This is a genomic window from Aquimarina sp. AU474 (assembly GCF_900312815.1).
Classification (GTDB): domain Bacteria; phylum Bacteroidota; class Bacteroidia; order Flavobacteriales; family Flavobacteriaceae; genus Aquimarina.
The window spans coordinates 122,281-148,122 of record NZ_OMPE01000003.1 but is presented as its reverse complement, the minus strand read 5'-3'; the positions used below and the strand labels follow the sequence as shown (position 1 = coordinate 148,122).

Below are 25,842 nucleotides of genomic sequence, written 5' to 3'. Positions count from 1 at the left end.
TTTATTTGGTATTAACGAATAATTAACTATCTTTCCAAAAAAACAGAATACAAAAATGAGAGTCCCAAATTCTAAATTTTGTTTACTGCTAGCCATCTTTATACTAATGATTGTGCATAGTGGTAACGCTCAAAACTTTGAGCATAGTAAAAATCAAAATCTTATTCCTAATCCTAGTTTTGAAAACACCAATACGACACTTAAGCGTATTGATATGGAGATGAAGAATTTTGGAATTATGAAGGACTGGAAACCGGCCATTAATTCTCCTGATGCGTATCACCCGCAATTAGAATTAATTCGGTTTGTACATAAATCTCCAAATTTCTTAAAACAGTTTGGTGCACAAGAACCAAGAACTGGAGAAGGAAAAGTAGGTATGTATATTGCAGGAGGAATGTATAAAGAAGGTGTTACTGCAAAATTAAAAAAACCTTTGGGAGCTGGAAAATATTATTATTTTCACATGTATGTGTCTTTGGCAGAAGGGATATCCAATTCATGTACTTCTTCTATAGGGACTTATTTTAGTGCACGAAGCCCAAAAATAACCGGAACATCAAAATTACCATTAAATGTAGAGTCTTCAAAAATGGTATGTGATACCAAAGGATGGGCTAAGGTATGTGGAGTTTATAGAGCAAAAGGTACCGAAAAATATATATCATTAGGTTATTTTTCGGATAGCCCAAAAGGAAAATCTGTAAAAGGAGGAAAATATGATACAGGATATTATTTTGTTGATGATGTTTTGTTAATGGAAATGAAAAATCCTAAAAACCTTGTTGCAGGACAAGTTTGTAATATGGCTCTTGATTTTTCTCCTATCGAATATTTGGTAGGTGAAAGTGAAACATATACAGAAATTCAAAAAGCATTAGATTCTTATATCCAATATGTAACGATATTTAATGTTAATTCGGTTAAAATTATTGGTCATGCCGATGATGCTGGATCCGAATTTGAAAATGAAATCATGTCTGGAATGAGAGCTGCTAATGTAAAGCAGTATATGATCGAAAAAGGAGTTGATGAATCTCTAATTGAGGTTGTCATTGCTGGTAATAGTGAGCCTGTTGTAGCAACGGGTACAGATCTTGATCCAGACTCAAACAATAGGATAGAAATTAAGATCGAGTAGTGCTCGAAAATAATATTCTTGTTTCGTTTAAAAAGATAGTACCTTTACGCAGAATAATTGTAATTGTTTATCATGAATTTTCCAAAATTCTTATTAGGAGATAACACAGATTTCCCTGACGCTATTTTTGTAATCCATACAGAATTCCCGAGATTTATTATTAATCTCGAAAATGATGAGGTAGAGTGGTTAGAGGAGTTTGATAAGAATGATGAAAATGAGTTAATGGAAGAGGCAGAAAACCTATTTCAATCAGCAAATGATTTCTATGATCGTGAAATTGAACGTTATGATGAATAAAATCTTTCAAAATTAGTAATCAGTAGTTATGGAAGAACTAATAGAATTAGATAAAGATCTTTTCTTATTTCTTAACAACTTAGGTAGTTCTAGTTGGGATTGGTTTTGGTTATTTATGACCGAAAAACTGTATCAGATACCACTTTATGTAATATTACTATTCTTTTTTTATAAATATTTCGGTATTCGAGGCACGATAATTACTTTGGTAATTGTAGCTGCTCTTATAGCTGCATCCGATCAGCTATCAAATTTGTTTAAAAATGTATTATTTATGCGTCCAAGGCCCTGTCGAGCAGATGGTGTTGCAGAGTTTGCACGATTTATAGCAGAGCGTTGTGGAAGACATGGATATTTTTCGGCACATGCTGCTAGTTCAATGGCATTAGCTTTTTTTACAGGGTTGGCCCTGCAAAAACGTCTAAAATATATTTTCCCATTTATGGTCGTATGGTCTATTGTAGTTAGTTATAGTAGGATATATGTTGGTGTTCATTACCCTGGAGATATTATAACTGGTATGGCAATAGGTATCTTATTAGGATTTGGTGCATATAAACTACATACTTTTCTAATTATGAAATATGGCGAAACGGTAAAAGTTTGACATTATATTTTCTATCCCTCTCTAAACTTTTTCTTTTTTTTCTTTTTGCTAAATAAACGTTTTAAAAAATTATCTCGTTTTTCTGGCTTACAATCTAAAGAGTTTAAGACATCTGTAGTAGATTGTTCAAATTTACTTTTGGTGATAGGATCAAAAATAGGATCCTGATTCAATTTTTGATATAGCTTGGCAAAAATAGGTAAAGCACTGTTTGCTCCTTGACCTAATGCCGTTGTTTTAAAACCTATATTATAATTATCATTTCCCACCCAGGTTACAGTAACCAATTTAGGAGTAATACCAACAAACCAACCATCTTTATTATCTTGCGTAGTACCTGTTTTTCCTGCAATGTCGTTTTTTAATTGATATGTAGTTCTTAATCTGGTTGCTGTACCGTTTTCTACAGTAGATTTCATCATCTCTAACATAACTTGTCTGGTATAATCTGAATAAGCCGGTGTTTGTGATACCTCTGGTTCGAACGAAACAATAAGATTACCGTGTTTATCCTCAATTTTGGAAATATAATATGGTTTTACAGCTTTTCCTTTGTTTACATAGCTAGCATATGCACCAACAAGTTCTTTTAATTTGATACCATCTGTTCCCAATGCCATTGCTGGTTTTTGCGAAAGAGAATCTGTAATTCCTAACTTTTTTACTTGATCTATTACTTTTGAGATTCCGACTTCATTAAGCACTTTTACGGCAATAGTATTTACAGAATTACTTAGTGCTTTTTCCATTGTAAAATTTAGATGTGGATCTTCTTTTGCTGAGGAATTTTTTGGCGTCCAATTTTCTAAATTAGTGTACGTAATTTCCTTTACTGAAAAATAAGAACAAGGTTTCATCCCGTTTTCGATAGCTGCCGTGTACACAAAGGGCTTAAAAGTGGATCCTACTTGCCTTTTGCTTTGTGAAACATGATCATACTTAAAATAACGATAATCTATCCCGCCAATATAGGCGTGTACAGCCCCCGTAGATGGTTCAACGGCAATCATCCCTGTGTTAAGGAACTTTTGATAATGTAGTAAACTATCTAGAGAAGAACTGTTTTTTATATGGTTACCTGCCCATTCGAATAATTCAATATCTTTTTTGATAGCAAGAGAATCTTGGATTTGAGAATCAGTTAGTTCCAGCGCTTTTAACCTTTTGTAAACCTCTAATTCATTAATTGATTTTTTAATTAGATTACCATTCTTTTTCCATGGTGCAGAATTTCCATATGAAAACTCATACTCCTTCTGTAGTGTGATCATATGCTCTTTCATAGCTTCTTCAGCCATAGACTGCATCTTATAATCTAGAGTGGTATGTATTATTAATCCATCATTAAAAATGTCGTATAAAGTGCTATCTGGTTTTTTGAGGTTTTCAAATATTTTGTAGAGTTCTTTTTTTACTTCTTCTCTAAAATATGGAGCTAAACCAAGATCATGGTTAAAGTATTGATAATCCAGTTCAATACTTTTATTAATAACATGATTAGCACGATTCGTGTTTAGGTACCCATATTTCACCATTTGCTTGATGACAACATCTCGTCTTAATTGACTTCTTTCAGGAAATAGACGAGGGTTATAACTATGGTTTGCTTTTAATGTCCCTATCAAAGTGGCAGACTCAGATAATGATAATTGATTCGTGGTTTTGTTAAAGAATTTCTGAGCGGCACTTTCAATACCATAGGTGTTATCAGGAAAAGGTACTGTATTAAAATAGAGAGTAAGAATTTCTTCTTTAGAATATATTTCTTCTATTCTTTTAGCGACAAAAGATTCTTTTAATTTGTTAATGACAGTAGTAAAGGCTTGATATTTCTTTCTTCCAAATAAATTTTTAGCCAATTGCAGTGTGATGGTACTTCCTCCTCCAGATGATTTGTCACGTAATAAGATAGTTTTAAAAAAAACTCGAAATAGACTTGTGTTGTCAACACCGTCATGCTCATAGAATCTAATATCTTCAGTAGCAATTAGTGCATCAATCAAGTGTTTAGGAAGATCTTGATATGTTATAGGTTGTCTGTCATAAATGTAATATTTACCAATCAAATGACCATCCTTATCTAATACTTGAGTAGCTTCAGCTTGTTTAAGAGAACTAAGCTCATCGTTACTTGGTAGTTTTCCCCAAAAACCAAAGTAGATACTGGCATAAAAGCAAACGCATAAGAATAGGATTACGCTTAGTGTTAAAATAGGCCATTTGATCCATTTTTTTTGCAAATACTTCTTCATTATATATTCCTAGTGTGAACATAGATAACGCTGAAAAAACGGTATTATTAGGCTCTATTTGCCTTTACTTTTTTTCTAAAATCTCTTATGAATAATACAATCATCAATACCATGAGTAAGGAAAATGGTAAAGAGGTTATAATGAGCAATTTCTGCATAGCTATGAGTACATTGATATCTGTTTTTACGTTTCCTAGTAGGATAATTCCAATCGAAAAGATAGTAAGTATAATGCTCCATAAAAGACGATGCATTTTTGAAGGCTCTTGTTTTCCGTTATCCGTAAACATACTCAAAACAAAAATGGCAGAATCCAAAGAGGTAACCAAAAAGCTAATTAGTAAAAAGATGGTAAGTGTATTTATGAACCCTTGTAAGGGGTAGTTTTCAAAGAAAATAAAAATAGAACTAAATACATTATCAAATTGTCCTTGATATACTCCTAAATCCTCAATAATTTCGAAAGCAGATTGGCCAAAAGTTGTAAACCAGAAAAAAGTTCCTAAAGAAGGTATCAGTAGTACACCGAGTATAATTTCACGAAGTGTTCTTCCTTTTGAAATCCGCGCTATAAATATTCCAGTAAAAGGAGCCCAAGCCAGCCAAAAAGCCCAATAATAATAAGTCCAGTCGGTAAGAAAAGTTTCTCCTGGGTTGTATTTACCAATTGCAATACTTAGCGGGATAAAGTCAATTAAATAGTGAAATAATGCTGTGAAAAATTGAACAAACACCGCGGTGATATCGCTCTGTACAAATACAAAAATTAGAAGAGCAAACGTAATATAGATATTCCAAGTGGAGATGATTTTAATCCCTTTATTAACTCCTCTAAAAACTGATATAAAAGCCAGGAATGATATGATTAATAGTACCAAAATAGTACCCGCAAGTCCAACATCTTTTTTTAATAGATGAGTAAGGCCTCCTTCAATCTGGGTGGTTCCTAGACCAATGGCTGCTACTAAGCCAAATACTGTAGTAAGAATAGCTAGGATATCAATACTTTTAAAAATAAAATTTCGAGATTTTTCTGAAGTAATAATATGTTCTATTGAAGAAAAAGCTGTGCTTGAAAGTACTTTTTTAGAATGAACAAATAGATAGTAACCTATAATAATAGCAAATACAGCATAAAAAGCCCAAGCTGTAAATCCCCATTGATAAAAAGTGTATTCTAAAGCAATGGTACTCGAAGAGGTTCCGTTGTCTATAGGTGGATTATTCATCATGTACACAGGTTCTTGCACAGCACGTAATAGTATTCCTGCTCCCATACCAGCACTGTATAACATAGATATCCATGCTAATCTTGAAAATTGTGGACGATCATTGATTGCGCCCAAACGACGTTTTCCCCATTTAGAAAATGCTAAAACTAATAAGAGAATAACACAAAATAATCCTAACCATAAATAAAACCTGCCAAATCTTTGACGAATGTATACCGAAAAAGCTTCAATCCCATTGTATGTTTCTAATGTAAAAAAGTATAAAAAGAACGAAAAAAAAAGCAATATAAATAAGGAAATATATAGCAAACTATTTTTCTTAAAATCTAGTTTCATAAGATGAGCTTTACTTTTATATTAATACGTTTGGAAACATAATTTTTACATCAATTATAAATGTCCTAAAAAGTTTCGAGAATTGTTATTGAAATTAAGAAAAACTTTGTGTTTTTTAACAAGTAAAAAAATCAAAAAATAATCAATTATTTAAAGTTGATTTCTCGCAAATTTCATTTTTTTTAATTAGACTTGTAATAACATATTGAATTAACTATCGTTACTATGCCCGCATTGAAAACTACTTGGGGTAAGTTATAAAAATGGATTCCCAAGGTTTATATTTTATTGATGTTTAAGTACATTTTATTTTATACATACTCACTAAACCTGCAAACCCATGAAAAGAGTAATTGTTGATTATAGAAAGTTAAATAAAAACATTTTAAATCTTCTTGTAGAAAAATTTCCTGATGGTTATGCCGATCGAGATATTATTTCATTTAGAAATCACCACAACGAGGCCATAGAGGCTGTTGAGGTAAAAACAAAGGATACCGTTTATCTGATCAAAATAAGCAAAAGACTGGCTGATACTATGGAGAGTTTTGATGAAGATAATTCTAAACTTAATATCCCTGAAGGAGTAAGCAAAGATCAGGTAGGAGATTTTGCTGATAAATAGAAGATTTGTCGCCTAATTTAATTCATAGATAAAAACGTAATATATAACGTATAGGATTACCTATGTATAATTGTAAATATAATGGCTTCTATAATTGATTTCAACTCTTTGACCCATCCTTTTTAAAATTGAAGTTTTGGACTAAGAAAACCAGTTGTTTTAATGTAAATAAGAAGTGTTTATAGACATGTGCGAAAAATAATTTAATCGAAAATCGTTATATACAAAGTAAAGTTTTCTTTTATTTGTGTCTTTTTAATTTGTTCAAAATCGGTAAGTTGTAAACTTAAATATGTTTGGATCTACTGGATTAGAAGATAATTAATAGATTGATTAAATCGAATACATGGGATATAAAGGGAGTTATTTACTTTTGTTTTTTATCGGAATACAGTTATATGGTCAGTCTGAAAAGAAAAGAGATCAAGGATCTTTTTTTATTACTCCCGAGATCTTAATAGGAAAAACCATGGAAGCAAATACTGGTTTTCCAGAAACTAAATTACAGAAGTCTTTTTTTCTTAGTTTAGGAAGTTATAGTTGGCAATCAGAGCAACGATGGGCGATAGAGTTAGGGTATCCAAAAACCGGTATTTCTTTGGGTGTAACAGATTTTGGAAACATAGAAAAAATAGGAATGGCATATACTTTAATGCCATTTGTCGAAATAGGATTATTTCGACAAAAATCACACAGATGGAATGTAAATATAGGTATGGGAGCTTCTTATATTGATACACAATATGATGTAGATTCTAATCCGCTTAATCTAGCGGTAACAACAAAGGTAAATTGGTCTTTTAGATCATTCTTGTATTATGATGTACTTAGAAAAGAAACCATGAAATGGAGGCTTGGTCTTGGGTACTCTCATTTTTCTAATGGTCATACTCGATTGCCAAATCAAGGACTTAATTCATTTTTGGTAAGTCTATCTACCAATATCGGGAATGAACTTTTATATCAGGAAAATAGCACAATCAATAGAAAACCAGAAAGGAAAAGATATACCGAGAATTATTTTTCTTTTAGAGCTGGTATTGGTCAAAATGTACTTTCTAGAGTTTTTAATGATAAAAAGGAAGTATATTCTGTTGCGCTTTCTGGTGGTAAAATTATAAACAAGACATTTAAGTTTGGAGGAGGGATGTATTATAGACTTTATGAGCATTATTATGATCATATTAATGAGAACAAACAACTTATAGAGGAACAAGTTCCTGAATATCGAGAAAACCCATATCGATATGCGACTAATTTTGGTTTTTTCGGAAGTGCCGAACTTTTGATAGGTCACGTAGGAGTAGAGTTTGATTTAGGAATCAATGTATATAAACCGTTTTACAAAATTGATTGGCAACTTAGTCAAGGGTATTTTTTTGAAGGAGATTATGTAAAACTAGGAGAATTGGATTCGTATTTTAAAGTAAAACGTACGATATCTAGTAGGTTAGGAATAAAATATTATTTGATCAACACTAATAGATCAGTGAAAAATAACATATTCGTATCTGCTCATATTAATGCAAATTTAGGGCAGGCCGATTTTTCAGAATTTAGTTTAGGGTATGTATATCAATTTAACTTAAAAGAAAGTAAAAAAGTAAAATCAAATTAAATTATGATTTCTTACTTAGGTTCAATAAATATCTTGCAGCGGCAAAAGGTGTAATTTTGTGTTGTAATACCAGTTCTATTTGAGAATCTAATTCTGATTGTATAGCAGGATGGTTATAAAAGGAAGTTTTTAATTGTTCTTCTATTGTTTGAACTAGCCAAAATTTGTTCTGTTGTTTTCGGTTTTCTTCAAAAAAACCATTTTTATGGGTGACCTCTAGATATTTTTGAATCAATTTCCAGATTTCTTGTATCCCCGTATTTTTAAGAGCACTACAAACCATAACTTCTGGAGACCAACTGCTTTCTGCTAGAGGATATAAATGTAACGCTTTCCTGAATTGATTTTTTGCTTCTTTTGCCCGGTTTAGGTTATCTCCATCGGCCTTATTAATAACAATAGCATCTGCCATTTCTATAATACCTCTTTTTATACCTTGAAGTTCATCTCCGGCTCCAGCTAGTTTTAATAATAAAAAGAAATCTACCATACTATGCACAGCTGTTTCACTTTGCCCCACGCCAACAGTTTCAATAATAATCACATCATATCCGGCAGCCTCACAAAGAATAATAGATTCGCGAGTTTTTTGTGCAACCCCTCCTAATGAATTTCCAGAAGGAGAAGGACGAATAAAAGCTTTAGGAGATCTTACTAAAGATTCCATCCTGGTTTTATCTCCCAAAATACTTCCTTTTGAAATGGTACTACTGGGATCAACAGCCAAAACGGCTACTTTTTTGCCTTGCTCTATTAATACATTACCTAGAGCTTCAATAAATGTACTTTTACCTACACCAGGTACACCAGTAATCCCTATCCTTATAGAATTATTGGTATATGGTAAGCACTTTTCTATAAGTTGTTGTGCTTTTTTAAAGTGGGTTTGTTGTGTACTTTCTATTAAAGTTATACCTCTGCTCAAACTCGTAGTATCTTTTGCTATAATAGCATTAAAAATATGTTGAACAGATACATTCTTTTGTTGGTTTTTTTTGAATACACCAATGGCCTGTTTATTAGTGCTTGAGGGCACTTTTGAAGATGAGTTATTATGTGGATCGGTATTTTTAGACACAAAAAGACTTTAAGGCAAAGTTATAAATTCCTTTTATGAAATCTATTAAAATATGCACTATGATATGAATGATTTTATTCTTTTATTTTGATAGGAACAGCAATGGCAGTTCTATCCCATGCCAAATACATTAAAGTAAAACCATTTGCGTTTTCAAAATAGATAGAAAATTGTTCAATAATATTTAACAACGGTTGAACCGGAACTTCTAATGTTACCACATCAAATTCTGCTTCTCTCATAGCTTTACCATCTTTAAAATCAACTCCCCATCCATATTCTTTACTATTAAAGATGATTTTCCAAGAATCTGAATTAGGGATCGTCCATAATGTATACGTACCAGCATTAAGTAAAGTACCATCAATTAGGATGTCTTTATCAGTAGTAAATGAAGTAGCTTCGTTAGCACCTGTTCTCCATACTTCACCATAAGGAACCAGATTTCCAAAAATTGCTCTACCTTTTTTAAAAGGTCTATTGTAAAAGACTGTAAAATTGGCATTTCCTGCTATATGTGAAATGACTTCTTCAGGGCTATGCTTCTTGGTTGTAGATTTCAGGATAAGCATACCGGCAAAACCTATAACAACAATACCTAATATAATAAGGAGTGTGCGTTTTAATAACTTAGACATAAACAATACTCATTTAGGTACTAAAGATAGTTTTTTTAAGCATCACAATTACAGCAATTATTTCAATTGTGATGTAAAACTTATTTTGTTAGTTGAGCAATGTTCATAACGTTCATTGCACATGTGTTTCTTAGGGTAGTTAAAATTTTTATAATCGATTCGGATAAGTATTTGTGTTCTATGAGATCATCTATGCGGTTGATTAATGTGTGGGTACAATCTACATTTTTCTCTAATAAGGAAAACACATCTTCGATGTCTTCATCGTTGCAGTAATCGCAGTTTTTTTTTGGTTGGTACATGATTTTTTAATTTTGATTAATAAAAAAGTATGTATGTAGTGGATTCAGAATTGAAAAACTTACTCAAACAGTAGTTAAATATTTATTAAATACCTGATATTCAAATATTTGTTGGTTGTAACGGAATTTTATGTATAATTTTGCAACAATTAGGTATAAGAATTCGTCTATATAGATGAATACGATTTAAGACAGTTTTTAAATAATAATCACTAACCAAAAGTAAGAGAAGTTTGTTACAAAGCGAGCTAATAGAACAGTGTAGGGATAATGACCGTAGAGCACAGATGAAGCTTTATAATAAATACTGTGATGGTATGTATTATGTAGCTTTAAGATTCCTCAAAGATCCATTTGAGGCAGAGGAAGCTATGCAAGAATCTTTCATTAAGGCCTTTACAAGACTTCACCAGTTTACAGGTGATGTGACTTTTGGTGCTTGGCTTAAACGAATAGTAATTAATAAAAGCATAGATATGCTAAAGGCCAAGAAGATGAATATGGTAGCGATTAATGAACAGGTGATGACTACAGTCGAAGAACAAAATGATTGGTCTGTATCAGATTCTGTGACAGTTGAAGAAGTAAAAAAAGCAATAGAGAGATTACCCGAAAAGTATAAATATGCAGTAATGCTATTTTTGATTGAAGGGTATGATCATAACGAAATTAGTGAAATATTAGATATAACATCGGTGGCTTCGAGAACCCTTGTTCATCGAGGTAAAAAACAGCTTCAGGACCAATTAAAACATTTGAGAGATGGCACAAGATATTAGAGAGCTATTAAAACAGGATAAGCAACTCCCTTCTGAACGTATAAATGAAGGACATCAGTTGCGTTTTATGGCCAAGTTAGAAAAAGAACTTCCAGAAAAGACTAAGGTCAGGAAATTTACATATGGTTGGTTGAAAATTGCTGCAAGTGTTGCTATAGTATTTTCAATCTCCTTAACAGCGTATAATCAATTTCAAGGAAACGTCTCTAATGATAATGAAGTGGTAACTACTGATGGTACAGATGCTAAAAATTCTACAATAGTCTTGTCTAAACAGTCTTCGTCTCTGGCAGAAATGTCTCCAGAGTATGAAAAAGTTGAAAATTATTTATTGACTAGTATCAAGTTTCAGTTGTCAGAAATTACTGTCGATGACAAAAATAGAGAGTTAGTAGATAGTTTTAAATTACGGTTAAACAATCTTGATAGAGAATATCAAAACCTTAGTAAAGAACTTATTGAAGTTGGTCCAAACATGGAAAGCATAGAAGCTATGATGGAAAATTTAAAGTTAAGGTTGTCTTTATTAGAAAGATTAAAAGATAAACTTAAAGAATTAGAAAAAATTGAGAATGAAGGTTATGATGAGATACAAGCTTAATATTATTACATTTTATGTTCTCGGGTTTTATAGCGTTGGGGTATTAGCGCAAGATCGCGAAAGTAAGCTTAAGGAAAAGCTTTCTGTTAATTCTGATGTTACTATTAATCTTAATACTAGCCATACTAATATAGTTTTTGAGACATGGAATAGAAATGAAGTATCAGTAGAAGCATACATAGAAGGCAATAATCTTATTGATGGAAATAATAAGCGTATACTCGATAGTTGGCAATTAGATGTGCTTGGTGATGATGAAAATGTAACTATTAATTCTGCGGCAGGAAATTTATGGACAGGTAAAGTAACCGCCTCTAATTTTAACGTGAGTAAAGAACAACTTAGAATGTTAAATCCGGCAATAGCGGATATGTTGGGGCCTCTTATTAAGAATATTGATAATAATCCTATGCCCAATGCACTTTCGGACAATCTTGCTAATGTTAATCTTAAAAATAAAAACTATAGTGAAGAGGAAGAAAAATATATTCAGCAATGGGATAATCAGATACGAGAGAAGTTTAGTGATGAAATAAATCAAGAAAAACAAAAGTGGGCCAAACAACTTGAAGCAAATTCAAAAAACATATCTGGCCAAATGGAGATTCGATTAGAATGGGGAGAGCAATATGGTAAACAAATGGAAGCCTGGGCATCTCAACTGGTCAAAGATATCGAAAAACAGCAAAAAGGAACGGCTAATGTTACGATCTATCAGTATAGTGCCGAAAGATCAAATACCAATACAAGTAAAGTAATCAAGGTAAAAATACCTAAAGATGCTAAACTGAAGCTTAATGTCCGTCATGGTGCAGTACAATTGGCAGAGAAAGCCAAAAATGTTAGAGCTTCATTATCGCACACAAAACTTTCTGCCAATGTGATAGAAGGTAATCAAACTTTTATCAAAGCATCATACTCGCCTGTATTTGTGCGTGAATGGAATAATGGAAGACTTGTTGTAAACTATGTTAAGAACTGTAGGATTCAAAACGCAAAAAACCTTTTGGTAAATGCAGATTCGAGTAATATTTTTATCCAAGAGTTAGATGAGAATGGAGCTATTTCTGCGAGTTTTGGAATGATTACAATTGCAACTTTAGGAAAATCATTTTCGACACTTGATTTGGCAGTTCAGAATAGTGATTTTAAATTAAAATTACCAGATACATCCTTTAATTTATCTTACAGCGGCGCTCAAAGTATAATTTCTTTACCTAAAACTTTAGAAATAAATACAAGAAAGAATTTTGGTAACGTTTTTATCAATGGATTTCAAAACACCCGTAGTACAAATAATATGATCACAATCAATGCTAAGTATAGTAAGATTCTGTTAAATAATAAATAAGTTTTTTCATAATAATTATTGTAGTGTTAATTATAAAAAAGCTTCATTGATTCCGTCAATGGGGCTTTTTTAGTGTTTTGTGCGCTGATATTTTTTTGATTTTTAGTATAATAAATCATAGGAATTACCGTTTGAAGTGGTCTTTTGTCTGTCCTATTGGGCCTTTTATCTATGTTTTTAACACATGACACAATTTAAAATACTAATAATCAAATGGTTAAGTTATATTTTGTTCAATTTTAACATTTTTTGTGTCTTTTATCGAAAATCAAAAACATTTGATCTAAAAGTCTGTTTTTTAGTTTGTTTAACAATATTATAGTAATATCATTGTATGGTTAAACCGTAAGAAGGAAATAACAAATCCATTACAGTAAAAACATAGAAAGATGAAATTGATCGCATATTTTTTTAGCTTATTTTTATTTCTTAACAGTTACGCAAGTGACAAAGATGAAACTCTAAAAGTAGAGAAGGATGGTCTTGTTGTTGTAGTGCTTGACTTTGAAGAAGGAGATAAGATAAAATTATTTGAAGTAGAAACTGGAGATCATATCTTATCTAAGACACATGGTGAAATAGACCTTAGTCAATTACCAGTAGGATCGTATTTACTTGAAAATAATCAAGGAAGATCTGTTATCATCGATCGTCTTGAAGAAGAGTTAAATGTAGATGGAGCGATTAACGCAATACATAATGATTTTCTTGTAGAATTAGATAGTAAAAGAACAATGGTTCCTGCAGAGATTGATGTTGAACAAGAGTACATGCATTATTATGAAAATGCAGAAACAAACCTTTTAGCGATTAATAGAGAAGGAGATATGGTTACTGTTGTTGATTTTGAAGAAGGAGATAAAATAAAATTATTTGAAGTAAAGAATACAGTACATATCTTAACAAAAACTACAAATTTTGTAGATCTAAGTCAATTACCTGCTGGGGTTTATGTTTTAGAAGATAGCAATGGGAATTCTGTTGTAATCGAAAAATTTCTAGACAACGATCAAGTTGCTGATATGTAAGAACAAACTATAACAATTGATATTTCTAAAACCTATCCGTTACGGATAGGTTTTTTTAGTATACAATAATTTGTCTTCACAAGTAAAAATAAAAGTATACCCTAATATTGATACAAATTTTAAAAAGAAGCACGCTATCTTTTTTTAGAATACCGCAATAAAATCCTGAAATAGATTACCAATCACTATTTGTTTTTTTTTGATTACGTATACCTTATGCCCAAGATATAGGTACAGGCGTAGCGGGTTAAATTGTGATATATAAATAGGATTGTGGTTTTTTATCTGTATAGAAGAACCTTTAATGTCATTAAGGAAAAAGAAACATGTGTTTAGGTTTAGTCTAAAGGTAATAGTAGGTAAATACATGGCTTAAACAAAGTGTAGATGATATCGTATAGAATCTAACCCATAAAAAAAGCCGATGTTTTACATCGGCTTTTTTTAAGTAATTGTTTTGGAAGCGCTATTTGTTTAGATTTTTGGTCATATTAAAGCCTGTGAATAATCCAACTCCCGCCATTAAGAAAATAGTACCGGGATAAGCAATATCCTCATCTACTCCTATCGAAAGGTGTAAAATTCCTGCGATAAAGATGCCTACTCCTATACCCATTAATAATAAAGATAGGTTTAGAATAAATACTTTCCATACAGGAGTCATTTTTTTATCCTTACTACTATAAAAAATTGAAGCGTCTGCTCCTTTTTCGATTAAAGCTAATCTCTCTTTGTTTCGGGCTGTCACAAATAAATATACAATTCCGAAAACACATCCAAAAAAGATTAGTGGTATTAGAACTTCTGGTCCACTCATAATTTTAATTTTTTTATGATTAATACTGTTCGTTTTCTTACTAAGACGAAGTGTTTGAGAAAGCGGTTACAAAAAAATATAAAAATGTTTTGTAATTTTTATGTCAGTTAATGTAACCGATAACTATAAAGTATCGTCTTATGGAGAAATGAACCATCAATCAGATCAATATTATATCAATCAAGTTCTTGAGGGAGAAGTTAATGCTTTTTCGATTCTTGTAGAGCGACACCAAGGTTTGGTGTATACTGTAGTGTATAGAATGATCAAGAATAAAGAGCAGGCAGAAGAAGTGGCTCAGGATACATTTGTAAAAGCGTATACATCGCTAAATAAATATAGAGGAGATGCTAAATTTTCGACATGGTTGTACACTATTGCATACAGAAAAAGTTTAGATTTTATTAAATCATCTAAACGAATGATGACCTCAGAATTGATAGAAGACATAAATGAAGGGGATATTGAATCAGTTACCGATGCTTTAGGATATTTGCAGGCGCAAGAGAGAAAGAAAATCATAGAAGAAAGTATTATGAAACTTCCTGAGGATGAGGTGGCTATTGTAACATTGTATTATTTTGAAGAAAAAAGTGTAAAAGAAATTGTAGAGATCGTAGGTTTAACAGCGGATAATGTGAAAATAAAATTGTATCGAAGCAGAAAAAAGTTATATTCGATACTAAAGCATTATGTTTCGCCAGAAATTAGTAGCAAGAATGGAAGAGCAATTTAAGGACATAGCGAGTATTGTTAAAGAAGCAGGTGCACATAACCCTTCGTCAGGTTTTTCGAAGAGTGTGATGAATGAAATACATCTCCTTACGCCAGAAAAGCCTTTAGTCTATACGCCATTGATTTCAAAAAAAATATGGTTTGTATTAGCTTTACTAATGGCCTGTATTACTATAGGAGTGTTTTTATATCCTAGCGGTAATCAATCAATTTTAGATAATACAGACTTGTCTTTTTTTAATTTTGATATGGATATCAAAAATCCTTTAGCAGGGTTTACGTTTTATAAAACTACTTTATACGGAATATCATTTCTTGCAATATTATTTCTTATTCAGATACCGGTATTCAAAAGAAGAATTGACCAAAATTTTTCTCTTTAATAAACTCTTTTAGTTTTTACCTCTATAAAAGATTTTTAAAAACCCTTTACATTCTTTAATTTACATACCTATTTAATTCTAGGGTAAGAAACTTATGCAAAAAAGAGTATGTGTTATTGGGGCAGGTCCGAGTGGGATTACAGCAATTAAAAATTTGATAGATAAAGATGTAGAGGTTATTTGTTATGATCGTAATAATGAAGTAGGAGGTAATTGGATTTATTCTGAAGATGAAAGTCATTCAAGTGTTTTTGATACCACACATATCATAAGCTCCAAAACATTATCACAATACGAAGATTTTACTTTTGATGATTTTGATAAAACCGTAGCAGATTATCCTTCGCATGATGAGCTTAGAAGATATTTTCAGGCCTATGCAAAACATTTTGAGCTCTACTCCTATATAGAATTTAAAACTTCTGTAAAGCGTTGTAATCGATGTGCTGATAATGAATGGCATATTACTATCGTTCAAAATGGTATAGAAAGAACTGAAATTTTTACAGATTTGGTAGTTTGTAACGGACATCATTCTGTTCCTAGAATTCCAAAATATCCCGGAAGTTTTGAAGGTAAATTTATGCATTCTCATAACTATAAAAAAGCGGCTCCCTTTGCTGATAAAAGAGTATTAGTTATTGGGGGAGGTAATTCTGCGTGTGATGTTGCAGTAGAAACTAGTCGAGTTAGTAAGAAAACAAGTATTAGCTGGAGAAGAGGCTATAGGATTATTCCTAAATTCTTTTTTGGCCTACCATCAGATATTGTAGGAGCACGCTCTTCATGGTTGCCCATTAAAATCAGAAGCTGGTTTAATGATCGCTTATTGAACATATTATTGGGTAAAAACAAATTGTATGGCTTACAAGAGGTAAAAACAAAATTTGGTCAAACACATCCAACTATAAATGATGAGTTATTGTATAAAATACGACATGGTAAAGTGCATCCAAAAGTTGATATAGAAAAATTAGATGGTAATACCGTTTATTTTAAAGATGGAACTACCGAAGATATAGATGTAATTATAGCCTGTACTGGCTATATTTTGAAGCATTCATTTTTTGATGAATCACTTATAGATTATAGTGATGGCCCGGTACCTTTATATTTAAAAATGTTTCATCCTGAGTATCATGATGTATTTTTCGTAGGAATGTTTCAGCCTCTTGGTTGTATTTGGCCTGGATCAGAATTGCAAAGTAAAATTTTGGCCAATCATCTGGCTGGCAATTGGAAAATTCCAGCTAATATTAAAAAATTATGTAAACGAGAAATAACACATCCTCATTACAAACAAATTAATACACCAAGACATACCATTACCGTAGATTATCATGCATTTAGAAAATCGTTGCTACGAGAACTACCCAAAAACTGGAAATCTAAACAGGTTAAAACCATTCCGCAAAGTGCGTAAGCTTTTGAGTGCTATATTCTCTGATACTTTTTCTATTTAATTTATAATACTTATTTTCTCTTATGAATACCCATAATCTCCCGAATTTTATACATAGTTTATCTCAAAATTTTACACCTGTTGTTTCTGCAATATTCTTGAAAGAAGATTATGTCGCCATAGATTTATCCGAAACTAATACAGCGCTGGATTCAGTTAATGTTTCTTCTTCTGTAGAGTTTGAGGATTATATTAGTGAATATGTCAAAATAAATGAAGCTAAGGTCGCATACGGAGGGTATAATGAAGTAAGAGGAATTTATCGAAGAAGTACTCATTTTAATCAAGAAAACCCAGAGACAGAACGTAATATTCATTTGGGAATAGACATATGGTGTAATGCTGGTACCGAAATATTAGCACCATTGGATGGAAAAGTACATAGCTTTAAAAACAATACTAATTTTGGTGATTATGGGCCAACTATTATTCTTGAACATGAATGTAAAGGAATACAGTTTTTTACTTTATATGGGCATTTGAGCTTACCGTCAATTGAGAAGTTGATTATTGGTCAAGCCGTAAAAGCAGGTGATGTAATAGCTTATTTGGGAGATGCATCTGTTAATGGAGATTATGCTCCTCATTTACATTTTCAAGTTATACTAGATATGCAGGGGTATTTTGGAGATTATCCAGGTGTGTCAAATAAAAAGGATTTAGAGTTTTATCTACGAAACTGCCCAGATCCATCTTTGTTACTAAAAATAGAGTAACTATAAGCTCAATGATAGACTATCGCTGTGTAGTATATGTCTTTCTTCTTTAGGGTAAATATTTTTTATTGATTATACTTTATGAGTCTAATACCTTGATCAGTATGTAGGGATATATGAAAATTTAATACCTCGTATTATGATGTATTGTATTTTTATGTATATTTGATCTATGTATTCAAAAGAACTACTTAAAGGAACATTGTCTGTAATTATCTTGAATTTATTGGCAGAAAAGGGGAGAATGTATGGTTATGAGATCTTTCAACAGGTCAAAGAACGCTCTGATGGGAAAATTTTATTGAAGGATGGCTCCTTGTATCCCGCCCTTCAAAAAATGAAAAAAGACGGCTTACTTACTTGTGAAGAAGAGTATATAGGTAAAAGGGTAAGGAAATATTACGTATTAACATCTCAGGGAGAAAAGGAGAAAGTGTTAAATATTGAAGAGCTAAAAGATTTTATAGAAACTATAAACAAAGTTATTTTTCCGCAACTGAGAATATCATGAAATTAACCGAAGAACAAGAAAGCAGGATTGTTGAATTTGTAGATACTCAGGGATTGAAATTAAAATCTCTACGTGATGATATTTTGGATCATTTGTGTTGTGTGGTAGAGAGCGAACTAAATCAAGGAAAGTTATTTGATGAATCATTAGAAAATGCTATACAGGAATTAGCGCCAAATGGTTTAATCAACGTAGAACGTAAAACATTATTTTTATTAAACTCAAAACGAATAATTATCATGAAAAAGTTTATGTATTTAATTGGATTTGTGGGGGCGTTAACCCTAACGATAGGGGTGACATTTAAGTTGTTATGGTACCCTGGTGCTAATAAGTTTTTTACAATTGGATTTCTTTTATTACTTCTGGTATTTGTGCCGATGTTAACTTTTGATAAATATAAGGTTGCTATCGCAAAAGCACTTTCCGAGAGATTAAAGATTATTTTAGGATGTGTCTCGGGTATTATTGTTGGATTATCTGGATTGTTTAAATTTATGCATTGGCCAGGAGCCGAAATATTACTGTTGACTGGGGCTTTTATTTTTGCAATTGGTTTTCTACCCTTTTTATTCTTTACAATGTATAAAAAATCAATAACGTAAATAAATATAAATAAGCAGAAATAAAAAAGCCTGAAAGTATACTTCAGGCTTTTTTTAAATCAGTATGTAATTAATTTTATTCATTTACTAGTACCCATTCTCCTTTTTCAATTAATGGGATTGCTTGCTTGTATTTCATCGTTTTATTTTCTCCACTCATAACATGTTTGATAGTAACTCTATCGTTTCTTCCAATTTTTGGTTGTTCACGAATTATGGTCTCGGTTACTTGTGGTCTTTGTTGTGTTTGCCCTGCAGCTCTATTTTGTGCAGCACGCTCATCCATATTGGGTATTTCTTCTTTAGAAGTTTCTAAGTTTTCTTTTCGTCTAACTTGACGAGCTTCAGAAATATCTTGAGTATTACCTGTAGGTAATTCTCCTTTAAATAAGAATGAAATTACATCTTTATTTACTTCTTCGATCATAGATTTGAACAATTCAAAAGCTTCAAATTTATAGATCAATAATGGATCTTTTTGCTCGTGAACAGCAAGCTGCACACTTTGCTTTAATTCATCCATCTTACGAAGATGCGTTTTCCAAGCGTCATCGATAATGGCAAGGGTAATATTTTTTTCAAAATCAGTGATCAATTGTTTCCCCTTAGACTCATATGCTTTTTGAAGATCTGTAGCTACATTTAAACTCTTAACACCATCTGTAAAAGGAACAAGGATTCTCTCGTATTTACTAGATGGATCTTCATATACTTGTTTGATTACAGGATATGCCATTTCAGCATTTCGTTTCATTTTATCCTGATAATGCTCATAAGCAGCTTTATAAATTTCTCCTGCAATTTTTTGCGAATCCATTTTCTCAAACTCATCAGCACTAATTGGGCTGCTCATTGAGAAATAACGAATAAGTTCAAATTCAAAATTTTTGAAATCTTGAGCAACTTTATTGCTTTCGGTGATCACTTCAGAAGTGTCATAGATCATATTGGCCAAATCAACACGCAAACGTTCCCCAAATAAAGCATGATAACGACGTTTGTATACAACTTCACGTTGAGCGTTCATCACATCATCATATTCTAGTAATCGCTTACGAACACCAAAGTTATTTTCTTCAACTTTTTTCTGAGCTCTTTCGATCGATTTTGAGATCATAGAATGTTGAATTACTTCGCCTTCTTGTAATCCCATTCTATCCATCATTTTTGCGATACGTTCAGATCCAAATAATCGCATAAGGTTATCCTCTAGAGATACGTAAAATTGAGAACTACCTGGATCTCCTTGTCGACCGGCACGACCACGTAACTGTCTATCTACACGACGAGAATCATGACGCTCTGTACCAACAATAGCAAGACCACCTGCGGCTTTTACCTCGTCGGTTAATTTAATATCTGTACCACGACCCGCCATATTGGTTGCAATAGTTACGATACCGGGATTACCCGCTTCGGCAACAATATCAGCTTCTTTTTTATGCAATTTTGCATTCAATACATTGTGCGGTACTTTACGAATGGTTAACATTCGCCCTAATAATTCAGAAATTTCTACAGAGGTTGTACCAATAAGTACAGGTCTACCTGCTTGAGATAATTCGGTAACTTGATCAATAACTGCATTATACTTTTCACGTTTGGTTTTATATACCAAATCTTCCATATCCTTTCGAGCAATCGGTCGATTGGTTGGTATTTCAACTACATCTAACTTATAAATTTCCCAAAGCTCGCCAGCTTCTGTAACTGCGGTACCTGTCATACCAGATAATTTTCCGTACATACGGAAATAGTTCTGAAGAGTAACTGTGGCAAAAGTCTGAGTGGCATCTTCGATCTTTACATTTTCTTTGGCTTCAATCGCTTGATGAAGTCCATCACTGTAACGACGGCCATCCATGATACGACCAGTTTGCTCATCTACAATTTTCACCTTGTTATCCATTACTACGTACTCAACATCCTTTTCAAATAATGAATATGCTTTTAGTAACTGTCGTAAAGTATGAATACGTTCACTTTTTACACTATAATCTCTAAATAAGTCTTCTTTCTTTTCAGCTTCCTCTTCTTTGGATAATTCTAATTTTTCAATTTTAGCAATCTCCATTCCGATTTGAGGTAATACAAAGAAATCTGGATTTTCTTTACCCGAAAGATATTCAACACCTTTATCGGTAAGATCAATCTGATTGTTTTTTTCTTCTATTACATAATACAGGTCTGCATCGATCTTGTGCATTTCACGATTGTTATCCTGCATATAGAAATTCTCAGTTTTTTGAAGTAAAAGCTTTACACCTTCTTCACTTAAAAACTTGATTAATGCTTTATTTTTGGGAATACCACGATATACCTGTAGTAATTTAAACCCACCTTCTTTATTATCTCCTTCTTTAATGAGTTTTTTAGCTTCAGCTAATACAGTGGTAAGAAATTTTTGCTGTACCGTTACAATATCTGCAATCTTAGGTTTTAATTCATCAAACTCATGAATATCACCTTTAGGGATTGGTCCAGAAATAATTAAAGGAGTACGCGCATCATCAATTAATACTGAATCTACTTCATCAATTATAGCATAGTTATGTGGGCGTTGTACAAGGTCCTCGGGAGAATGAGACATGTTATCACGTAGATAATCAAATCCAAATTCATTATTAGTTCCGTAGGTGATATCGGCATTATATGCTGCTCTTCGCTCTGCAGAATTTGGCCTGTGGTTATCAATACATTCTACAGTTAATCCATGAAACTGAAAAATAGGAGCCATCCATTCGCTATCACGACGGGCAAGATAATCGTTTACCGTTACAAGGTGTACTCCATTTCCTGATAATGCGTTTAGATATACAGGAAGAGTTGCTACCAATGTTTTACCTTCCCCAGTTTGCATCTCTGCGATCTTACCTTCATGCATCGCAACACCACCAATTAGCTGCACATCATAATGGATCATATCCCATTTCACTTCTTTACCAGCAGCATCCCAGCTCGTAGCCCAAATTGCTTTATCATTGTCTAAAGTGATATAATCTTTGGATCCAGAAAGTTCTCTGTCATAGGTAGAAGCAGTAACTTCGATAGCATCATTATGGGTAAAACGCTTTGCCGTTTCTTTAACTACGGCAAAAGCTTCAGGTAAAATATCGTTTAAGGCCTTTTCTGTGGTCTCGTATGCTTCTTCTTTCAGTTTGTCGATTTCAGCATAGATATCTTCCTTTCTATCGATATCCTCTGTAGCATCAGCCTCTTCTTTAAGATTCTCGATTTTGGTGTTAATTTCCTTACGAGCTTCGTTTATTTCATTTTTAAAGAATTCCGTTTTAGCTCGCAATTCATCATTCGAAAGGTTTTCAACTTCCTTTTCTGCTCGTTTTATCAATTCAACTTTTGGTTGAATCTCACTTATATCTTTTTTGGACTTATCTCCAACAAATACTTTTAATACAGAATCTAAAATTCCCATAATTTATGGTGTGTGTGTTTAATGAGATCTTAATTTCAATATGAAACAAACTGAATATCAGACTATACGTAGATATTCTTGTAAGGTTCCAAAACTTGGAATCTATTGTCATCTCAGGGCCTAAATGCCTATATTATACAATACTTTCAAGGGATATAAATATCCCGAAAAGTGGCGTAATTTACGCAAAAAAAAAGCCTCTTGCGAGACTTTTAATACTATTTCATTTTTTTTTAATATTCATCCTCATTCCAAAGATAATCTTCGTCTGTAGGATAATCAGGCCATATTTCCTCTATAGAGTCATACGAGTCTCCCTCATCTTCAATTGCCTGTAAATTCTCTACAACTTCCAAAGGTGCTCCAGTACGAATTGCATAATCTATTAACTCGTCTTTTGTAGCTGGCCAAGGTGCATCACTTAAATAAGATGCTAATTCTAAAGTCCAATACATATGTTTACTGGTTTAATTTTTTGCAAAAATAATTTTTTAGTTTAAAAAGTCAAGTAAAAAATTAATTATTTAAACAATAATTATAAGAACGTGATTTTCCGGGTACTTCCCTTATTAATTTTGCAGTTATAAAATATGTTAAGAATTCTTTGTCGGAATCCACTTAATTTCATCTGCTTTTAAATCGTGTGACAACTTTCGTGCCAGTACAAAAAGATAGTCAGATAGTCGGTTTAAATATTGTAATGAAGCAGGCTCAAAAGGTTCTATTTCATACAATGCAGTGGCCAAACGCTCGGCTCTTCGGCATACACAGCGGGCAATGTGACAGAATGACACAGTTTGGTGCCCACCAGGTAATACAAAATGTGTCATTGGTGGTAGTGATTCGTTCATTCGATCAATTTCCTTTTCAAGTAACTCGATGTCTTCATTTGCAATAGTTGGAATATTTAATCTTTTTTGTCCACTTTTTAAAATTGCTTTTTCGGGATCTGTAGCTAATACGGCTCCAACAGTAAATAATTTGTCTTGTATGTTTATTAAAACTTTTTTATTGATCTCTTCAATTTTTTGATCTCGGATCAAGCCAATATGCGAATTTAACTCATCAATAGTCCCGTAGCTATCGATACGGATATGATGTTTAGGAACTCTAGTACCACCAAAAAGAGCTGTAGTGCCTTTATCCCCTGTTTTAGTATATATTTTCATATGTAATTTGTGTTTCTAGCTGTTTTTTTCCTTCTTTTTTAAATAATTGTTTTTAAAATTACGTTTTCCACGCCCATAGAGTTTATTCTTGTTTCGTTTGGTGTTCCAGGATACAAGGACAAATAGTATAGCAATTCCGATAACCATCAATATAAGCTGGGTTTCTTCAGAAAGAGAATCAAACATTATTTTTTACTTTTAAAGTAAAAGTAGAAAATTGCTTTTAATTGGGTTGTAAGATTAATGGGGTATTTTCAAAGTGATGTATTTTAAAAACATTAAATTTGTTGCGAAATGGAATTCTCTTCAAAATTATTAGAAAACGCAGTATATGAAATGTCGCAACTGCCAGGTATCGGAAAACGTACAGCATTACGATTAGTACTTCATTTACTTAGACAACCAGAAACTCAAACAGCTCATTTGGTTACAGCTTTAGGTACGTTACGACAAGAAATTAAATTTTGTAAAAAGTGTCATAGTATTAGTGATGTAGATATTTGTGATATATGTAGTAATGTTAACCGTAATCAAGAAATTATCTGTGTAGTAGAGGATATAAGAGATGTTATGGCTATCGAAAGTACAGGGCAATATAGAGGTTTATATCACGTATTGGGGGGTAAAATAAGTCCTCTTGATGGGATTGGGCCTCAAGATCTACATATTAATTCTTTGATTGAAAAAGTTAAATCAGGAGAAGTGAAAGAACTAATTTTTGCTTTAAGTGCCACTATGGAGGGAGATACCACTAACTTTTACATGTATAGACAGTTAAATGGGATAGAGGTTAAAACATCGACTATTGCTAGAGGGATAGGTGTAAATGACGAGCTGGAGTATGCTGATGAGGTTACCTTGGGGAGAAGCATAATGAATAGAATTCCTTTTGAGAATGCATTAAAAAACTCCTAAAATTAATTAAATGCAAGAGTCAATTTTCTGAAACTGTCCATTGTCATAGTAAGTTTTAATGTTCGCTATTTTTTAGAACAATGTGTGCTTAGCCTTAAGGCGGCAACTTTGCCAATAAATTCAGAAATTATTGTTGTTGATAATAACTCAACAGACGATAGTTGTAAGATGATTAAGGATGATTTCCCAGATATTATACTTATTGAAAATAAAATAAATGAAGGTTTTTCTAAGGCCAATAATCAGGGTGTTGCTGTAGCCAAGGGGTTGTATGTTTGTTTTCTAAATCCAGATACTATTATAGCCGCAGATACATTTATAAGATTACTTAATCAAGCAAAAGAATTACCTAACGTAGGATTATTGGGGCCGAGACTAATAAGTGGAACGGGGAATTTTCTTGAAGAAAGTAAACGCAATATTCCATCACCCTTAACTTCCTTTAGAAGGTTTTTTAGATTAAATCTGGGTAATGTAAAAAGTTATTATGCTTATCATATTCCCGACACTGGTATAGGAGATGTAGATGTGTTAGTTGGAGCGTTTATTTTAGTCAAAAAAGAACTATTTGATAGTGTTGGAGGTTTTGATGAGGATTATTTTATATATGGAGAAGACATTGATTTATCGTATAAAATAAAAAAGAAGGGGTTGCAAAATTATTATATCGGTAATATTGTAGCCGTACATTACCGGGGAGAAAGTACTGATCGTAATGCAATTTTTGTGAGACGTTTTTATACTGGTATGAGATTGTTTTATAAAAAACACTTCAAAAGTAATATTGTTTTGGATATTATAATTTCTGCTGGGATTCGTTTTATCTCTATGATTCAATCTTTTAAGAATTTCAGCAAAGAAAAAAGAAAAATAAATGCTTATTATTTAATTACTGAAAATGAAACATTATATCGTCAAATTACAAAAATTGGACTCCCAGATGTAAAAATGATTACAACAATCCGAAAAGAAGATTTGGGAGATAAAAATATCGAGATTATCTTTGATAACGATTTTATGACTTTTGACGAAATTATTGAACAAATGCAGTTTTTGAAAAAGAAGAATGTATCTTTCAAGATTCGACCTAAAAAATGTAATTATATAATAGGCAGTAATTTTAGTGATGGAAAAGGTGAAGTATTAATGTTTTAAATAAACTTTAATAAAGAAAAACTAATTTTACAGCTTATTTTTAATTAAATTCG

General features: G+C 32.2%; 25 protein-coding genes. 17 read left to right on the top strand and 8 right to left on the bottom strand.

The window, feature by feature from the left end; translation table 11 throughout:
* Positions 1–55: 55 nt before the first annotated feature.
* The 3 genes from DK508_RS00990 to DK508_RS00980 all read left to right on the top strand — a co-directional run bounded on the left by DK508_RS00990 (position 56) and on the right by DK508_RS00980 (position 2,048).
* Positions 56–1,141, top strand: coding sequence for an OmpA family protein (locus tag DK508_RS00990; RefSeq protein WP_109298868.1), 1,086 nt, complete (start codon positions 56–58; stop codon positions 1,139–1,141).
* Between the two features lie 72 nt (positions 1,142–1,213).
* A complete protein-coding gene (locus DK508_RS00985; RefSeq protein ID WP_109298867.1) occupies positions 1,214–1,441 on the top strand; it encodes a hypothetical protein in 228 nt (75 codons plus the stop codon).
* A gap of 28 nt (positions 1,442–1,469) precedes the next feature.
* Positions 1,470–2,048 carry a phosphatase PAP2 family protein gene (locus tag DK508_RS00980; protein WP_109298866.1) on the top strand — a complete coding sequence of 193 codons (579 nt, stop codon included), beginning with the start codon at positions 1,470–1,472 and terminating at the stop codon, positions 2,046–2,048.
* An 11-nt stretch (positions 2,049–2,059) separates the two neighbouring features.
* Here DK508_RS00980 and DK508_RS00975 read toward each other — a convergent pair whose 3' ends face one another.
* On the bottom strand, positions 2,060–4,300 hold the full coding sequence (locus DK508_RS00975) for a penicillin-binding protein 1A (protein WP_109298865.1): 2,241 nt from the start codon (positions 4,298–4,300) through the stop codon (positions 2,060–2,062).
* A 47-nt stretch (positions 4,301–4,347) separates the two neighbouring features.
* A complete protein-coding gene (locus tag DK508_RS00970) occupies positions 4,348–5,868 on the bottom strand; it encodes a BCCT family transporter (protein ID WP_109298864.1) in 1,521 nt (506 codons plus the stop codon).
* A gap of 340 nt (positions 5,869–6,208) precedes the next feature.
* On the opposite strand from DK508_RS00970, the gene DK508_RS00965 reads away from it, so the two are divergent.
* Both DK508_RS00965 and DK508_RS00960 read left to right on the top strand, forming a co-directional pair.
* Positions 6,209–6,493 carry a hypothetical protein gene (locus DK508_RS00965; protein WP_109298863.1) on the top strand — a complete coding sequence of 95 codons (285 nt, stop codon included), beginning with the start codon at positions 6,209–6,211 and terminating at the stop codon, positions 6,491–6,493.
* A gap of 346 nt (positions 6,494–6,839) precedes the next feature.
* The gene (locus tag DK508_RS00960) at positions 6,840–8,111 is read left to right on the top strand and encodes an acyloxyacyl hydrolase (RefSeq protein ID WP_109298862.1); all 1,272 of its coding nucleotides are present in this window, start codon (positions 6,840–6,842) and stop codon (positions 8,109–8,111) included.
* A 1-nt stretch (position 8,112) separates the two neighbouring features.
* Here DK508_RS00960 and meaB read toward each other — a convergent pair whose 3' ends face one another.
* Together meaB and DK508_RS00950 are read right to left on the bottom strand one after the other, a co-directional pair.
* A complete protein-coding gene (gene meaB / locus DK508_RS00955) occupies positions 8,113–9,189 on the bottom strand; it encodes a methylmalonyl Co-A mutase-associated GTPase MeaB (protein WP_109298861.1) in 1,077 nt (358 codons plus the stop codon).
* Positions 9,190–9,263: 74 nt separating this feature from the next.
* Positions 9,264–9,827 (bottom strand): DUF2911 domain-containing protein, encoded by a 564-nt coding sequence (locus DK508_RS00950; RefSeq protein ID WP_109298860.1) that lies wholly within the window; start codon positions 9,825–9,827, stop codon positions 9,264–9,266.
* A 535-nt stretch (positions 9,828–10,362) separates the two neighbouring features.
* Here DK508_RS00950 and DK508_RS00945 point away from each other — a divergent pair.
* The 4 genes from DK508_RS00945 (at position 10,363) to DK508_RS00930 (ending at position 13,888) form a co-directional block, all read left to right on the top strand.
* Positions 10,363–10,908, top strand: coding sequence for an RNA polymerase sigma factor (locus DK508_RS00945; protein WP_235016238.1), 546 nt, complete (start codon positions 10,363–10,365; stop codon positions 10,906–10,908).
* Positions 10,892–11,509, top strand: a complete 618-nt coding sequence (locus DK508_RS00940) for a hypothetical protein (protein ID WP_109298859.1) — start codon at positions 10,892–10,894, stop codon at positions 11,507–11,509. The genes DK508_RS00945 and DK508_RS00940 overlap by 17 nt, the downstream gene beginning before the upstream one ends.
* Entirely contained in the window at positions 11,490–12,860 is a 1,371-nt protein-coding gene (locus DK508_RS00935; RefSeq protein ID WP_160114507.1) for a hypothetical protein, read from the top strand. The genes DK508_RS00940 and DK508_RS00935 overlap by 20 nt, the downstream gene beginning before the upstream one ends.
* A 389-nt stretch (positions 12,861–13,249) precedes the next feature.
* Positions 13,250–13,888, top strand: coding sequence for a hypothetical protein (locus DK508_RS00930; protein ID WP_109298857.1), 639 nt, complete (start codon positions 13,250–13,252; stop codon positions 13,886–13,888).
* 466 nt (positions 13,889–14,354) lie between these two features.
* Here DK508_RS00930 and DK508_RS00925 read toward each other — a convergent pair whose 3' ends face one another.
* A complete protein-coding gene (locus DK508_RS00925; protein WP_109298856.1) occupies positions 14,355–14,705 on the bottom strand; it encodes a DUF6249 domain-containing protein in 351 nt (116 codons plus the stop codon).
* Positions 14,706–14,805: 100 nt separating this feature from the next.
* On the opposite strand from DK508_RS00925, the gene DK508_RS00920 reads away from it, so the two are divergent.
* The 6 genes from DK508_RS00920 to DK508_RS00895 all read left to right on the top strand — a co-directional run bounded on the left by DK508_RS00920 (position 14,806) and on the right by DK508_RS00895 (position 19,117).
* Entirely contained in the window at positions 14,806–15,441 is a 636-nt protein-coding gene (locus DK508_RS00920) for an RNA polymerase sigma factor (protein WP_235016237.1), read from the top strand.
* Positions 15,425–15,823 carry a hypothetical protein gene (locus tag DK508_RS00915; RefSeq protein ID WP_109298855.1) on the top strand — a complete coding sequence of 133 codons (399 nt, stop codon included), beginning with the start codon at positions 15,425–15,427 and terminating at the stop codon, positions 15,821–15,823. The genes DK508_RS00920 and DK508_RS00915 overlap by 17 nt, the downstream gene beginning before the upstream one ends.
* 94 nt (positions 15,824–15,917) lie before the next feature.
* Positions 15,918–17,246, top strand: coding sequence for an NAD(P)/FAD-dependent oxidoreductase (locus DK508_RS00910; protein WP_109298854.1), 1,329 nt, complete (start codon positions 15,918–15,920; stop codon positions 17,244–17,246).
* Positions 17,247–17,308: 62 nt separating this feature from the next.
* Positions 17,309–18,001: a peptidoglycan DD-metalloendopeptidase family protein gene (locus tag DK508_RS00905; protein WP_109298853.1), complete on the top strand. Its 693-nt coding sequence runs from the start codon at positions 17,309–17,311 to the stop codon at positions 17,999–18,001.
* A gap of 172 nt (positions 18,002–18,173) precedes the next feature.
* Entirely contained in the window at positions 18,174–18,512 is a 339-nt protein-coding gene (locus DK508_RS00900) for a PadR family transcriptional regulator (protein WP_109298852.1), read from the top strand.
* Positions 18,509–19,117, top strand: coding sequence for a hypothetical protein (locus DK508_RS00895; protein WP_109298851.1), 609 nt, complete (start codon positions 18,509–18,511; stop codon positions 19,115–19,117). The genes DK508_RS00900 and DK508_RS00895 overlap by 4 nt, the downstream gene beginning before the upstream one ends.
* A 76-nt stretch (positions 19,118–19,193) precedes the next feature.
* Here the strand turns inward: DK508_RS00895 and secA are convergent, their stop codons facing one another.
* The 3 genes from secA to DK508_RS00880 form a co-directional block, all read right to left on the bottom strand.
* Entirely contained in the window at positions 19,194–22,550 is a 3,357-nt protein-coding gene (gene secA / locus DK508_RS00890) for a preprotein translocase subunit SecA (protein ID WP_109298850.1), read from the bottom strand.
* Positions 22,551–22,783: 233 nt separating this feature from the next.
* Complete coding sequence (locus DK508_RS00885) at positions 22,784–23,005, bottom strand: DUF2795 domain-containing protein (protein ID WP_008272287.1); 222 nt, start codon at positions 23,003–23,005, stop codon at positions 22,784–22,786.
* 138 nt (positions 23,006–23,143) lie between these two features.
* Complete coding sequence (locus DK508_RS00880) at positions 23,144–23,719, bottom strand: cob(I)yrinic acid a,c-diamide adenosyltransferase (protein ID WP_109298849.1); 576 nt, start codon at positions 23,717–23,719, stop codon at positions 23,144–23,146.
* Positions 23,720–24,013: 294 nt separating this feature from the next.
* Between DK508_RS00880 and recR the strand changes: the two genes are divergently transcribed.
* Complete coding sequence (gene recR / locus DK508_RS00875; protein WP_109298848.1) at positions 24,014–24,634, top strand: recombination mediator RecR; 621 nt, start codon at positions 24,014–24,016, stop codon at positions 24,632–24,634.
* A 27-nt stretch (positions 24,635–24,661) separates the two neighbouring features.
* Positions 24,662–25,789, top strand: coding sequence for a glycosyltransferase family 2 protein (locus DK508_RS00870; RefSeq protein ID WP_109298847.1), 1,128 nt, complete (start codon positions 24,662–24,664; stop codon positions 25,787–25,789).
* Positions 25,790–25,842: the final 53 nt, after the last annotated feature.

Coding starts and splice junctions, on each gene's coding strand:
- DK508_RS00990 (WP_109298868.1), top strand. CDS start 56: ATGAGAGTCCCAAATTCTAAATTTTGTTTACTGCTAGCCATCTTTATA.
- DK508_RS00985 (WP_109298867.1), top strand. CDS start 1,214: ATGAATTTTCCAAAATTCTTATTAGGAGATAACACAGATTTCCCTGAC.
- DK508_RS00980 (WP_109298866.1), top strand. CDS start 1,470: ATGGAAGAACTAATAGAATTAGATAAAGATCTTTTCTTATTTCTTAAC.
- DK508_RS00975 (WP_109298865.1), bottom strand. CDS start 4,300: ATGAAGAAGTATTTGCAAAAAAAATGGATCAAATGGCCTATTTTAACA.
- DK508_RS00970 (WP_109298864.1), bottom strand. CDS start 5,868: ATGAAACTAGATTTTAAGAAAAATAGTTTGCTATATATTTCCTTATTT.
- DK508_RS00965 (WP_109298863.1), top strand. CDS start 6,209: ATGAAAAGAGTAATTGTTGATTATAGAAAGTTAAATAAAAACATTTTA.
- DK508_RS00960 (WP_109298862.1), top strand. CDS start 6,840: ATGGGATATAAAGGGAGTTATTTACTTTTGTTTTTTATCGGAATACAG.
- DK508_RS00950 (WP_109298860.1), bottom strand. CDS start 9,827: ATGTCTAAGTTATTAAAACGCACACTCCTTATTATATTAGGTATTGTT.
- DK508_RS00940 (WP_109298859.1), top strand. CDS start 10,892: ATGGCACAAGATATTAGAGAGCTATTAAAACAGGATAAGCAACTCCCT.
- DK508_RS00935 (WP_160114507.1), top strand. CDS start 11,490: ATGATGAGATACAAGCTTAATATTATTACATTTTATGTTCTCGGGTTT.
- DK508_RS00930 (WP_109298857.1), top strand. CDS start 13,250: ATGAAATTGATCGCATATTTTTTTAGCTTATTTTTATTTCTTAACAGT.
- DK508_RS00925 (WP_109298856.1), bottom strand. CDS start 14,705: ATGAGTGGACCAGAAGTTCTAATACCACTAATCTTTTTTGGATGTGTT.
- DK508_RS00920 (WP_235016237.1), top strand. CDS start 14,806: ATGTCAGTTAATGTAACCGATAACTATAAAGTATCGTCTTATGGAGAA.
- DK508_RS00915 (WP_109298855.1), top strand. CDS start 15,425: ATGGAAGAGCAATTTAAGGACATAGCGAGTATTGTTAAAGAAGCAGGT.
- DK508_RS00910 (WP_109298854.1), top strand. CDS start 15,918: ATGCAAAAAAGAGTATGTGTTATTGGGGCAGGTCCGAGTGGGATTACA.
- DK508_RS00905 (WP_109298853.1), top strand. CDS start 17,309: ATGAATACCCATAATCTCCCGAATTTTATACATAGTTTATCTCAAAAT.
- DK508_RS00900 (WP_109298852.1), top strand. CDS start 18,174: ATGTATTCAAAAGAACTACTTAAAGGAACATTGTCTGTAATTATCTTG.
- DK508_RS00895 (WP_109298851.1), top strand. CDS start 18,509: ATGAAATTAACCGAAGAACAAGAAAGCAGGATTGTTGAATTTGTAGAT.
- secA (WP_109298850.1), bottom strand. CDS start 22,550: ATGGGAATTTTAGATTCTGTATTAAAAGTATTTGTTGGAGATAAGTCC.
- DK508_RS00885 (WP_008272287.1), bottom strand. CDS start 23,005: ATGTATTGGACTTTAGAATTAGCATCTTATTTAAGTGATGCACCTTGG.
- DK508_RS00880 (WP_109298849.1), bottom strand. CDS start 23,719: ATGAAAATATATACTAAAACAGGGGATAAAGGCACTACAGCTCTTTTT.
- recR (WP_109298848.1), top strand. CDS start 24,014: ATGGAATTCTCTTCAAAATTATTAGAAAACGCAGTATATGAAATGTCG.